General features: G+C 60.6%; 9 protein-coding genes. 5 read left to right on the top strand and 4 right to left on the bottom strand.

Features of this window, described 5'->3' with window-relative positions; all coding sequences use genetic code 11:
* From garD to DWY95_RS03190, 3 genes are all read left to right on the top strand, one after another.
* Positions 1–1,521: a galactarate dehydratase gene (garD, locus tag DWY95_RS03200; protein ID WP_118552300.1), complete on the top strand. Its 1,521-nt coding sequence runs from the start codon at positions 1–3 to the stop codon at positions 1,519–1,521.
* Between the two features lie 35 nt (positions 1,522–1,556).
* On the top strand, positions 1,557–2,885 hold the full coding sequence (locus tag DWY95_RS03195; RefSeq protein WP_118552298.1) for an enolase C-terminal domain-like protein: 1,329 nt from the start codon (positions 1,557–1,559) through the stop codon (positions 2,883–2,885).
* A 75-nt stretch (positions 2,886–2,960) separates the two neighbouring features.
* A complete protein-coding gene (locus DWY95_RS03190; protein ID WP_118552296.1) occupies positions 2,961–4,307 on the top strand; it encodes an enolase C-terminal domain-like protein in 1,347 nt (448 codons plus the stop codon).
* A 275-nt stretch (positions 4,308–4,582) separates the two neighbouring features.
* On the opposite strand, the gene DWY95_RS03185 is transcribed toward DWY95_RS03190, so the two are convergent.
* Positions 4,583–5,461 (bottom strand): LysR family transcriptional regulator, encoded by an 879-nt coding sequence (locus DWY95_RS03185; RefSeq protein WP_118552294.1) that lies wholly within the window; start codon positions 5,459–5,461, stop codon positions 4,583–4,585.
* 15 nt (positions 5,462–5,476) lie between these two features.
* A complete protein-coding gene (locus DWY95_RS03180; RefSeq protein WP_158577512.1) occupies positions 5,477–6,373 on the bottom strand; it encodes a LysR family transcriptional regulator in 897 nt (298 codons plus the stop codon).
* Positions 6,374–6,557: 184 nt separating this feature from the next.
* Here DWY95_RS03180 and DWY95_RS03175 point away from each other — a divergent pair, with 184 nt between their 5' ends.
* Both DWY95_RS03175 and DWY95_RS03170 read left to right on the top strand, forming a co-directional pair.
* Positions 6,558–7,838 (top strand): SLC13 family permease, encoded by a 1,281-nt coding sequence (locus tag DWY95_RS03175; RefSeq protein ID WP_158577511.1) that lies wholly within the window; start codon positions 6,558–6,560, stop codon positions 7,836–7,838.
* 33 nt (positions 7,839–7,871) lie between these two features.
* Positions 7,872–9,023, top strand: coding sequence for a mandelate racemase/muconate lactonizing enzyme family protein (locus DWY95_RS03170; protein WP_118552288.1), 1,152 nt, complete (start codon positions 7,872–7,874; stop codon positions 9,021–9,023).
* Positions 9,024–9,132: 109 nt separating this feature from the next.
* Here DWY95_RS03170 and DWY95_RS03165 read toward each other — a convergent pair whose 3' ends face one another.
* Together DWY95_RS03165 and garR are read right to left on the bottom strand one after the other, a co-directional pair.
* Complete coding sequence (locus DWY95_RS03165) at positions 9,133–11,037, bottom strand: sigma 54-interacting transcriptional regulator (protein ID WP_118552286.1); 1,905 nt, start codon at positions 11,035–11,037, stop codon at positions 9,133–9,135.
* Between the two features lie 147 nt (positions 11,038–11,184).
* The gene (gene garR / locus DWY95_RS03160) at positions 11,185–12,072 is read right to left on the bottom strand and encodes a 2-hydroxy-3-oxopropionate reductase (protein WP_118552284.1); all 888 of its coding nucleotides are present in this window, start codon (positions 12,070–12,072) and stop codon (positions 11,185–11,187) included.
* Between the last annotated feature and the right edge of the window lie 277 nt (positions 12,073–12,349).

The raw sequence follows: 12,349 nt of genomic DNA, 5'->3' as shown, positions 1-12,349 counted from the left end.
ATGCCCGAACGGATCATTGTAAAGATTAACGAAAACGATAATGTGGCCGTGGCCATCCACGACCTGCCCGCCGGGGCGGAGTTCCTGCCCGGCCTGAAAACCCGGGAGCCGATCCCGCAGGCGCACAAGATCGCGCTGACCGATATCCCCAAAGGCGGCGAGATCATCCGCTACGGTGTCGTGCTGGGCTACGCCAAAAAGGAGATTCCGACCGGAAGCTGGATCAACGAGTTCATGCTCGATCTGCCCGAAAGCCCCAAGCTGGACAACCTGCCCTACGGCACCAACCTGAAACCCATGGAAGCGCTGCCGATGCCGGAGCGCACCACATGGATGGGCTACCGCAACAAGGTCGGCCCCGCCGGGACCCGCAACCTGCTGGGCATCGTGACCACCGTCCAGTGCGCTGCCGGTGTCCTGAAGGTGGCCGTGGAGCGGATCCGGAAGGAGCTGCTGCCCAAGTATCCCCATGTGGACGGTGTGGTCGCCGTCACCCACCCTTACGGCTGCGGTGTGGCCATCAACGCGCCGGAGGCTAAAGTGCCCATCCGGGCCGTCACCAACCTGATCCGCCACCCCAATTTCGGCGGCGAGATCATGGTCGTGGGTCTGGGCTGCGAAAAGCTGACCTATGACCGTGTCCTGCCTCCGGAGGATATCACCCCCGAAAACGTCCTGACCCTGCAGGATTACGCCGGACACGATGCCATGATGCAGGCCATCCTCGATATGGCCGACAAAAAGCTGCAGAAACTGGAACAGCGCCGCCGGGAAGAGCTGCCCGTCAGCGAATTGCTGATCGGGATGCAGTGCGGCGGCAGCGATGCCTTCAGCGGCATCACCGCCAATCCCAGCGCCGGTTACGCCGCCGATATGATCGTCCGCTGCGGCGGCACCGTGATGTTCAGCGAGGTCACCGAAGTCCGGGACGGCGTGCAGCTTCTGGCCGCCCGCTGTGTGGATGCCCACGTCCGCGACCGTCTGGCCGAGGAGATGAAGTGGTACGACGATTACCTCGCCGCAGGCGGTGTCGGCCGCGACGCCAACCCCACCCCCGGCAATAAGGCGGGCGGTCTGGCCAACATTGTGGAAAAGGCCATGGGTTCCATCGCCAAGAGCGGCACCAGCCCCATCGTCGAAGTGCTCAGCCCGGCCGAAAAGCCCACCAAGCACGGCCTGATCTATGCCGCCACCCCGGCTTCCGATATCGTCTGCGGCCCGTCTCAGGTCGCCTCCGGCATCGGCCTGCAGGTCTTCATGACCGGCCGCGGCACCCCCTACGGGCTGGACGTCTCCCCCGTCATCAAGGTGTGCAGCCGGAACGAGATGAAGAAGCACTGGTTCGACCTGATCGACATCTCCGCAGGCGAGGTCGCCACCGGGGAAAAGACCATCGCCGAGGTCGGCACCGAGATCTACAACTTCATCTTGGATGTGGCCAGCGGAACGAAACAGCCGTACAGCGATCAGTACGGCTTCCACAACGACATGTGCATCTTCAACCCCGCACCCATTACCTGATCTTATAAAATTCAAACTCACAGGAGGAAACCTTTATGTCCCCGATCGTAGAAAAAATGGAAATTTTCCCCGTAGCCGGTACCGACTGCATGGAGCTGAACCTGTCCGGTGCGCACGCACCGTACTTCACCCGCAACATTGTCATCCTGACCGATTCCAACGGCGTTGAGGGCGTGGGCGAAGTGCCCGGCGGCCAGAAGATCACGGCGGCACTGGAATCCGTGAAGGATCTGGTGGTCGGCACCCGCATCGTGGATTACAAGCAGACCCTGAACAAAGTCCGCGCATGGCTGAACGCCAACATCAAGGACGATGTCCGCGGCCTGCAGACCTTTGACCTGCGCACCGGCGTCCATGTGGTCACTGCCGTCGAGGCTCCGCTGCTGGACCTGATGGGCAAATTCTTGGACGTCCCCGCCGCCGCTCTGCTGGGCGACGGCATCCAGCGGGAGCGGGTGCGGTTCCTGTCTTACCTGTTCTATGTGGGCGATCAGAAAAAGACCGACCTGCCCTATACCGATGAGTCGGACTCCGACTGCGAGTGGTACCGCATCCGCCACAACGAGGCACTGACCCCGGAGGCCATCGTGGCGCAGGCAAAGGCGACCCACGAGAAGTACGGCTTCGAGGACTTCAAGCTCAAGGGCGGCGTTCTGGAGCCGGAAGAGGAGCTGAAGGCGGTGCAGGCCCTGAAGGCCGCCTTCCCCGATGCCCGGATCGATCTGGACCCGAACGGCTGCTGGAGCCTTGAAAAGTCGCTGGAGCTGGCACCGGAGCTGAAGAAAGTGCTGGCTTACTGCGAGGATCCCTGCGGCGCCGAGAACGGCTTCTCCGGCCGCGAGACCATGGCCGAGTTCAAGCGGGACAGCGGCATGCCCACTGCCACCAACATGATCGATACCGACTGGCGGCAGATGTGCCACTGCATCTCCCTGCGCAGCGTGGATATCCCTCTGGCAGACCCCCATTTCTGGACCATGAACGGCTCGGTCCGGGTCGGCCAGATGTGCAATGATTTCGGCCTGATGTGGGGCTGCCACTCCAACAACCACTTCGACATCTCTCTGGCCATGGTCGTGCAGTGCGCTGCCGCCGTGCCCGGCAAGATGAACGGCATCGATACCCACTGGATCTGGCAGGAGGGCCGCGAGCGCCTGACCAAACAGCCCATGCAGATCGTGGACGGCTGCATCGACCTGCCCAAGGCTCCCGGCCTCGGCATCGAGATCGACCGCGAGCAGATTCTCAAGGCCAACAAGCTGTACGTAGAAAACTGCCTTGGTGCCCGCAACGACGCCATCGGCATGCAGTATCTGATCCCCGGCTGGAAGTTTGACAACAAGCGTCCCTGTCTGGTGCGCTGAGCTGCAAAAAGAACCGTTCTGATGCAGGAGCCGGCACCGCAGGGTGCCGGCTCTGTTTTTTAAGGAGGCCCTGAAATGGAACATCCCGTCATTACCAAGATGCAGGTCATCCCCGTGGCCGGTTACGACAGCATGCTGATGACCCTGTCGGGCGCGCACGCGCCCTGTTTTACCCGCAACCTCGTGATTCTGACCGACAGTCTGAACCACACCGGCATCGGCGAGATCCATGGCGGCGACTATACCTGCGACTGCCTGAACTTTGTCCGCCCGCTGGTGGAGGGGCAGCCCATTGCCGCCTACCAGCAGATCTTGCAGAAGATCCACAAACTGGCCCGGCACGAGCCGACCGACGACGGCGAGGGCATCCAGACGCTGGACATCTCCAAGCTGAAGTTCGTGGTCAAGAGCGAATGGGCCATCGAGTGCGCCATGCTGGACCTGATGGGCCAGTATCTGGGCGTCCCCCTGTGCCAGCTTCTGGGTGAGGGGCAGCAGCGCAGGGAGGTGGAGATGCTGGGCTACCTCTTCTACGTCTCCGACAAGGCAAAGACCCCCGCCGGGGAGATGCAGTATCTGGACGAATCCGGCAACCCGGACCCGTGGTTCCGCCTGCGGCGGGAGGAGATCCTGACTCCGGAGCGGATCGTGGAGGAAGCACAGGCCGTGCAGGAAAAATACGGCTTCCGCAATTTCAAGCTCAAGGGCGGCGTCCTGACCGGGCAGGAGGAGATGGACGCGCTCCGGGCGCTGAAAAAGGCGTTCCCCGATGCACGGATCAACATCGACCCCAACGGGGCGTGGAGCCTTGCCGAGGCGGTGGAGCTGTGCAAAGGGATGCACGACGTCATCACCTATGTGGAGGATCCCTGCGGCCCGGAGGCCGGGTTCTCCGGCCGTGAGATCATGCGGGAATTCAAGAATGCCACCCAGTTCCAAGTTGCCACCAACATGATCGCGACCGACTGGCGGCAGTTCTACCACACCGTCAGCCTGAACGCCTGCGATATCATCCTTGCCGACCCGCATTTCTGGGGCTTTGACGGCACCATCCGGATGAGCCTGCTGTTGGATAGCTGGGGGCTGACGTGGGGCGTGCATTCCAACAACCACTTCGATATCACGCTGGCCGCCTTTGCGCAGGTGGGGGCCACCGCCGTGGGCACCCCCGCCCCGCTGGACACCCACTGGATCTGGCAGGACGGCCAGAACCTGCTGGACGACACGCCGCAGATCCGGAACGGACGCCTTCAGGTGCCGGATGCTCCCGGTCTGGGCGTCCACCTGAACATGGACCGCGTTATGGCCGCCAACGCACTGTATCGGAAGCTGCCCTCCCATGACCGGGATGACGCAAAGGCCATGCAGTACCTGATCCCCGGCTGGAAATACGACCACAAGAAGCCCTGCCTCGTCCGCTGAAGCAGCACAAAAGAACCAGAACGCCCCCGGCAGCCGTGTCTGTCGGGGGCGTTCTGGTTTTAGAAGGATTGTCTGGTGAGAGAAAATAGCTAGGTTTGATGAAATATAAGGAGAAATGGGTCAATACGATGAAATTTTTGTGGCAGGACCGTTTTTCGTCGGCCTCTGACAATAAGATACCGCAGGTGCGCTTTTTTTACAATTGACGAATTGCTACAAAAACACAGGCCGGAATCGGCATTCTGGCACTGCTTTCAGAAAGTGAAATCATTGTTTCATCCATGGGTTGCAAAGTGCTTCCGGGCCAGCTCGATCAGGGCCATGCAGGCGGGGGAAGGCTCGGCATAGCGCGGAACCGCGCAGACAAAATCGAACGAAGGGGCATTTTCCAGCGGGAGGACTTCGCAATGTTCCAGCCGGGCGGCGCTCCGTTCGGGCAGGATCGCTGCGCCGTAGCCCTCGTCTGCCAGCCGGACAAGGTCCTTCCAACCGGCGGCGGTGTATAGGGAAATGGGGTACAGGTGCTCCCGCCGGAACAGGCGGTCCACCAGTTCCCGCCCGAACTGCTGCTCGTCCGGCAGGACAAAGGGCAGGCAGCCGCAGGCCGCCAGACCTCCGGCACGGATCTCCGCGCTGATCATGCTCTCCGGAACGGCAAGGCAGAGGGTGTCGTGGAGCAGGGGAACGTATTCCAACAGGCTGCTGGGCTTGACGGCACAGAGGAAGGAGAGGTCGGCCAGCCCGTTGGTCAGATACTGCTTGGCCGTGTGGGTCGTTGTGACCATCCGCTCCACCTTCAGCTGCGGGAACTGCAGATACAGCTTCGGCAGCAGTTTTTCCTCCAACAGGTGGCAGATATCCGCCGACCCGGTGACCCGGAGCTGTCCCTGCTGCCGCCGGAGCTGCTCGATGCTCTGATAGGTCTCCTCCTTGATCTGCACCATCTCGCGGGCACCCTTGAGGTAGATCTGCCCGGCCCGTGTGGGCACCAGCTTCCGGTTTACCCGGTTGAAGAGCGGCCACCCGGCTTCCCGTTCCAGCTTGGCCAGACACTGCGTCATGGCCGGCTGGCTCAGATGGGCCTTTTCGGCCGCTTCCGACAGGCTGCCCGTCTCGGCGATGAGCAGCAGATATTCCAATGCGTGAACGTCCATGATTTCTCCCTTTTCTCAGATCGAAAGCAATTCCAGAAGATAATTCCACGCGGCGGTCTTTTCCGCTCCGCTGCGGAAGACAAGGCAGGCGTAATTATAGAGCCTCGGCCGCAGCGAGAAGGGGGACACCGGATCCCGCGGCGAAAAGCATCTCCGCGGGACGATAGCGGCACCGTATCCGTTGCAGACCATCTGGTACAGGATGTTGGTGTTGGAGCTTTGGAAGATGACCTTCGGGTGGACGCCCGCGTGCTGGAACAGTTGTTGCAGCACCGGGTAATAGGACATCTCCTCGCTCGGCATCATAAAGGGCAGGTCGCCCAGCCGCCGCAGCGGCAGGCCGGGCAGCTCGGCTCCCGCCGTCAGGGCGGAGGCGTCGTACCCCAGCGGGTACTGGTCCGGCAGCACGACGATCAGCTCCGAGCTTCGCTTGACGATGTGCTCTGCCGGGCAGGCGTCCGGATCCGGCAGGCTGCAAAGGGCAAAATCCACGTTGCCTTCCTGCACGAGACGGAGCGCCTCCTGATTGTAGCTCTCCACGAACTGAAGCTGCACCGCCGGGAACCGGCCGGTGAAGGCCCCGAAGATCCGGGCAAAGATCTGCGCGCCGCCGCCGGGCGTTCCCGCCACCCGTAGGCAGGGCACCTCGCCGCCGCCCAGATTCGCCAGCGCCGCTGCCGTGCGCTGCTGTACCGACAGCATCCGGCGGGAGCCGTTCAGATAGATCTGCCCTGCGGGGGTCAGGGTGATGCCTTTGCGGCTGCGGAGGACCAGCCGGGTGCCCAACTGCTCTTCCAGATTGTCCAGCCAGCCGCAAAGCCCCGGCTGCGACACCCCCAGCCGCCGGGCCGCCCCGGTAAAGGAACCCTCCTGCGCCAGCGCGATGATATACTGCTGTGATGTGAGGTTCAAGGCTGCATTCCTCCTGTTATAATTTCTGCTTATAGTATACATCGCTTTTTCCGGCTTGAAAAGAGTCGGAAGATAAAATACACTAATGTTACCAACAGTTGCATGCAAAAATGAGTCGAAAATCCCAAGCAAACTCCGGAGAAGAATAACCAAAACCGATGAATGTCAAAGGAGTGAATCTGTTATGAGTATCCATCTGATCCTGACCCTTGTCACATTGCTTGTGGTCGTGATCATGTTCCTGAGCGGCAAGTTCAATTTCGGCTGGATCGGCATGTTCTGTGCCACGTTCCTGTGCGCCACCGGTGTGCTGAGCTTCAAGGACGCATACGCCAACTTCGCCAGCACCAACGTTGTCATGGTCGGTGCCATGTTCATTCTGGCCGGTGCGCTGGGCAAGACCACCTTGGTCGATCATGTCCGCAACTGGATCATGAGCAAGGGCACCAGCGGCCGTTCCATCGTCTTCCTGTACCTGCTGGGTTCCATCCTGCTGACCCAGCTCGTCAGCCCCTTGGGCGTCATCGCCATGCTGCTGCCCCTGACCGCAGCCTTGGACGAGAACTCCCCCGTGCAGCCTTCCCAGCTTCTGTACCCCGGCGCTGTCTGCTCCCACGCTTCTCAGGCGATGCTGCCGGTCGGCGCCGGCCTGACCTACTTCGTCACGGCCAACGCCCTGATGGAGGCCAACGGTGCCGAGCAGCGCTTTACCATGTTCGATAAGTCCGCCGTGGTCTTCGTTCCCGCTCTGGTGGCGTTCCTGTACATGGCTTTTATCGGCTGGAAGCACTTCCCCGTCATCAAGATCGACGCGGCCAAGATCGACGAGAGCCGCGCCGGTAAGGCGAAGAAGATCGACCCCAAGACGGAAAAGGTCATCTACATCGTCTTCATCCTGACCATGATCGCCATCTGCTTCAACAGCTATCTGCCCTTCCCCATGTACATCATCCCCATCATCGCGGACCTGATCCTCGGTGCGCTTGGCTGCATCAACATGAAGGAAGCCAAACAGTATGTCAACTTTGAAACCATCCTGATGCTGGCGGGCCTGCTCTGCTTGGCGACTGCGATGCAGCAGACCGGTGCAGCCGATCTTGTGGCAGAGTTCATCGTCAAGGCACTGGGCGGCAACCCCTCGCCGCTGGCCATCATGATCGCCTTCTATGTCGTCGGCGCGACCCTGACCCAGATCATGAGCAACACGGCGACCTACAACGTCCTGATCCCGCTGGCCATCATCACCTGTGTGAGCCGCGGTGTGGATCCCCGCGGTGTCGTCCTTGCCATCTCCTGCGGTACCACCGGCGCAATGCTGACCCCCATGTCTTCTCCCTCGATCGCCATCGCCTTCGGCGCGGGCGGTTACAAGATCAAGGACGTCTTCCTTGCCTGCCTGCCGCTGTGGTTCCTGTATGGCATCACCGTCATCATTATGGCAAATTTCCGCTTCCCCATGGTATAATCCCTGTATGACACTGTAGAAGAGGTACATCACATGAAGATCACTGAAGTCACGACGTATTCCGTTCATACCACCCAGTTCCGTAATTTCAACTTTGTCCGGATCGACACCGACGAGGGCGTCCACGGCGTGGGCGAGCTGTTCTGCATCGGTGCCGACAAGGCCACGGCCGAGATGGTCAAGTATGTCTCCGAGTGGGTCGTCGGCATGGACCCGCTGGACCGGGAGCGGATCCAGAAGCGGATCCTGAACTACTCTCGCTTTCCCGGCGGCAGCATCCTTTATACGGCGGCCAGCGCCATCGATCTGGCGCTGTGGGACATTGCCGGAAAGATCGCCAACCTGCCGGTGTACAAGATGGTGGGCGCTGTGCGGGACCGCGTGCCCGTTTACTGCCACACCATGGGCAAGGACAGCAAGGCCGCGCTGGAAATGTTGCAGCCCAAGATCGAGAAGTATGGCTACAAGGCCTGCAAGGTCGGCGTGAAGGGCCTCGGCTACTTCCCCAACGGTTCCGCCGAAGCACGCCTCGTGGAGATGTTTGAGGGGATGCGGAACGCCCTTGGTCCCGATTTTGAGATCGGCATCGACATGCAGAGCAAGATCTATGAGCCGCGGGAGGGCCGCCGAGTGGCGAACCTGATCGAACCCTACCGTCCCTTCTTTGTGGAGGAGCCGATCCGCCCGGACAATCTGGAAGCATGGACCGAAATGGCGCAGGGCCTGAACGTTCCGCTGGCCACCGGCGAGCAGATCTTCGACCCCTATACGTGGGAGCGCCTGCTGGCGCTGCACGCCGTGGATCTGCTGCAGCCGGACATCCTGCTCTGCGGCGGCTTCACCGGGATGCGGAAGATCGCCGCCATGGCAGAACCCAGTTTCCGCAAGCTCAGCCCCCACAACCCGCTCAGCACGCTGGCAAACTGCATCAACGTCCACTTCTGCATGTGCACCTACAACACCACCTTCCTTGAGAACGAGCCGCGGGAAGAGGGGCTGGACGCCGAGCTGGTCACCGATGTGCTGAAGGTGAAGGACGGTTTCATCACCCCCAACGACAAGCCGGGCTGGGGCATGGATCTGGACTACGACTTCATCGAAAAGCACGAGCCGATCGTCTGGAGCCGCGTCAAGCTGGATTCTCCCACGGCCTACACGCTGGGCGGCGCACCCCACATCATGTAACCATTTCCCCGCGATCGCTTTTCTGAAACGAACGGCAGATTGTCTCCAAACAACAAAATCCGGGAGGTCCTCTCGCACAGGATCCTCCCGGATTTTGTTGTTTTCAGGTTCAGCAGTTGTATTCCGGCTTGATGTCGAACTTCTTCAGATACCGCCAGAGGGTGGTCTTGCTGACCCCCAGCTCGTCGGCGATCTTCTGCCGGTTGCCGTGGTATTTTTTGAGCAGGGCGGCGATCTCCACCGCCTTCTGATCCTTGTAGAGGACGATCTGCTCGGTGCCCGGCAGCATCCGGGGCGTCACCTGCTCCAACTGCTGCCGGAGGAAGACCTCGTCGATGTTCCGCTTCCGGGTCAGGAGGACCAGACGCTCACAGACGCTGCACAACTGGTCCAAGTTGCCCGGCCACTCGTAGTCCAGCAGGTAGTCTCTGGCTCCCTGCGTCAGGTGGACGTAGCGCTTGTATTTTTCCTGCCAGTCGTCCAGATAAAGCTCGGTCCAGCCGAGGATATCGGCCCGGCGGCGGCGCAGCGGCAGCACCTCCAGACTCAGGACGCTGAGCGCATAGTAGAGGTCGCTGCGGAACTCCCCCTTCTCCACACGGGAGATCAGGTTCACGGCGCTGGATGCAATGACCCGGACGTTGGCCGCCACCGGCCGGGACGGGCCGTTGTGGAGGAAGCGGCCCCGGATCAGGCAGAGCAGCTTGTACTGGGTCTCCGGCGGCAGCATTTCCACATGGCTGAGATAAAGGGTGCCGTCCTGCGCCATTTCGGCGTAGCTGTCCACCGTGGAGTCCTTCCGGACGGTGTAGTTGCCGAACAGCATATTGTCCAGCGTTTCCGGCAGCCATGCGCTGCAGTCGATGGTCACGAAGGCGTTGTTGTGCACAAGGCTTTCGTTGTGGATGCACTGGGCAAGGATGTTCTTGCCGCTGCCGGTCTCGCCGGTCAGGAGGACGGGCGCGGAGAATTTGCTGATCCGCTTGGCCAGATCCAGCATGCTGCGGGTCTCCGGGGACTCACAGATCATATTCTCGAAGCTGTACCGGGCCACGAAGCCCCGCTGATACAGCTCCCGGCGCATCTCGCTGTCCATTTCGATCAAGCGCTGGCCTTCCTGAAACGTCAGGACGGCGCCCTCGATCTGGCTGTCCACCAGAATGGGGGCGATGTTGACCACCACCGCCTTGTGGTTGATGTCCAGCACGAAGGCGTAAGCCTCCTGCCCCCCGATCAGGGCGTTGTCCAGCACGTTCTGGTTCAGGTTGGGCAGGATCTCGGAGATCGGCCGGCCCAGCAGCGTGTCGGCGGGGTGTTCCAGCAGGTTGTAGCTGATCCGGTTCACCCGGCGGATGATTCCTTCCCGGTCCACCTGCACGATGCCGCTGAAGGTGTAGTTCAGCAGGGCGTTGATCTCGGCGCTGTTCCGCTTTTCCAAATCGATGGCGTAGGCCACGCGGGCCGCCACGGTCAGGGCGTTGCGCAGGCTTTCCACGCCGGAAGGAATGAACTTATAGGGCAGTTTTTCCCGCCGGGCATTCTCGCAGACGATATCGCCGCCGATGACGGCATTGCATCCGTCGGAAAAGGCACGCACGGCGGCAGCGGCCAGCTCATCGTTCTGCTCCACCATATACAGGTCCAGATCGATGCCGAACAGCCGGTCGAACTGGGAAGTGTCGCTGAACATATTGGAAAGCCCGATCAGCCCGATGCGGGGGCAGGGAAGCCCCAGCTCCTCCTTGAGTTCCAGTACCACACTGGCCAGCTCCTGCTGGGACACGCTGATCTCCACCAGCGGCAGCTTGACGCTCCGCTTGATGGCGCGGGCCTGCACGCCGCGCGCCACGATCAGATCGCACCCCTGCTGTTCCAGCTCGCCGGCCCGCCGGACGGCCTGATCGGTCTGGATGGATTCGATCGCCATCAGGGAGATGGAGGGAAATTCACCGGTCAGGGATTTTGCAATGGTGCTCATCTCCTGATTCGGAACCAAAACTGCAACCTTTGCCATGAAAGCATCTCCTTCTTATCATGATGCTGTGAAAACAAAGATCGGCGGCCCGTAAGACCGGGCCGCCGACCGCGACTCTGCCGTTTTCCGGGATCGGTCCAATCCCAGAAATATCATAGCAGAAATTCATTCAAAAGAAAAGAGGGATCAACGGCCGATCTGGATGCCGGTCAGAGCCTCGTAATACTGTGCGATGGCGCTGTGGTCGGCCTGACCCTTGCCGTGGTTGTGCAGCCACTGCAGGATCTCCTGAACCTCAGCCGTCATGGGGACGGGTGCGCCCACGGAGTGTGCGCAGTCCAGAGCGTTGTTCAGATCCTTGATGTGCAGGTCGATCTTGAAGCCGGGCTTGTCGTTGCCTTCGATCATCATGGGAGCCTTTGCATTCATGACGGTGGAGCCTGCCAGACCGCCCTTGATGGCTTGGAACACCAGCTCAGGGTCCACACCGGCCTTGTGAGCCAGAGTCAGAGCCTCGGCCAGAGCCTGAATGTTGCAGGCCACGATGATCTGGTTGGCCAGCTTGGTGGTGTTGCCTGCGCCCACATCGCCGCAGCGGACGACCGATGCGCCCATGGTCTCCAGCAGAGGCTTGTATGCGTCAAAGACTTCCTGCTTGCCGCCGACCATGAAGCTCAGGGTGCCGTCGATGGCCTTGGGCTCGCCGCCGGAAACGGGAGCGTCCAGCATCTCAACGCCCTTCTCGGCCAGAGCGGCGGAGATCTCCTTGGAAGCAACGGGGTTGATGGAGCTCATATCGATAAAGACCTGACCCTTGTGCATGAAGTTTGCAACACCGATCTCAGGAGTCAGCATGACGCTCTTGACATGGGGGGAGTTGGGCAGCATGGTCAGCACGACATCGCACTGCTCGCCGATCTCCTGATTGGTGGCAGCCTTTGCGCCGCAGGCCACAACCTCGTCCACAGCAGCCTTGTTGAGGTCGCTGACCAGCAGATCGGGGTAACCCTTCTTCAGAATGTTCTTTGCCATGGGCTTGCCCATGATACCCAGACCGATCAGACCGATTTTCATAAAACAGTACCTCCGTATTTGATAGTTGATCAATATTTTCAGAATCCGGCCTGTTGCGGATTCTATTCGACTGGGTACAGTATACCGGGAAATCCGTCCCGGAACAAGGAACAAAACGCCGAATCCGAGTGCTGCGCTTTGTGCGTTTTGCAAAAAGGTTCGTTTCTTGAAAAAGAATACGGAATTTTTTGAAATTCAAGTTTCAGATTCTTTCACCTGAGGCTTCGCGGCAATTTGCCCGCGCGGGTGCTTCGTGCTACAATAAGACCAACAGCCG

Origin of the sequence: Faecalibacterium sp. AF28-13AC (assembly GCF_003478405.1) — a bacterium.
Classification (GTDB): Bacteria; Bacillota; Clostridia; order Oscillospirales; family Ruminococcaceae; genus Faecalibacterium; species Faecalibacterium prausnitzii_E.
The sequence above is the reverse complement of the archived record's forward strand: the minus strand, read 5'-3'. Positions and strand labels throughout refer to the sequence as shown.

Bases quoted from the DNA above. Each gene is read 5' to 3' on its own strand.
- garD (WP_118552300.1), top strand. From the start codon at position 1: ATGCCCGAACGGATCATTGTAAAGATTAACGAAAACGATAATGTGGCC.
- DWY95_RS03195 (WP_118552298.1), top strand. From the start codon at position 1,557: ATGTCCCCGATCGTAGAAAAAATGGAAATTTTCCCCGTAGCCGGTACC.
- DWY95_RS03190 (WP_118552296.1), top strand. From the start codon at position 2,961: ATGGAACATCCCGTCATTACCAAGATGCAGGTCATCCCCGTGGCCGGT.
- DWY95_RS03185 (WP_118552294.1), bottom strand. From the start codon at position 5,461: ATGGACGTTCACGCATTGGAATATCTGCTGCTCATCGCCGAGACGGGC.
- DWY95_RS03175 (WP_158577511.1), top strand. From the start codon at position 6,558: ATGAGTATCCATCTGATCCTGACCCTTGTCACATTGCTTGTGGTCGTG.
- DWY95_RS03170 (WP_118552288.1), top strand. From the start codon at position 7,872: ATGAAGATCACTGAAGTCACGACGTATTCCGTTCATACCACCCAGTTC.
- DWY95_RS03165 (WP_118552286.1), bottom strand. From the start codon at position 11,037: ATGGCAAAGGTTGCAGTTTTGGTTCCGAATCAGGAGATGAGCACCATT.
- garR (WP_118552284.1), bottom strand. From the start codon at position 12,072: ATGAAAATCGGTCTGATCGGTCTGGGTATCATGGGCAAGCCCATGGCA.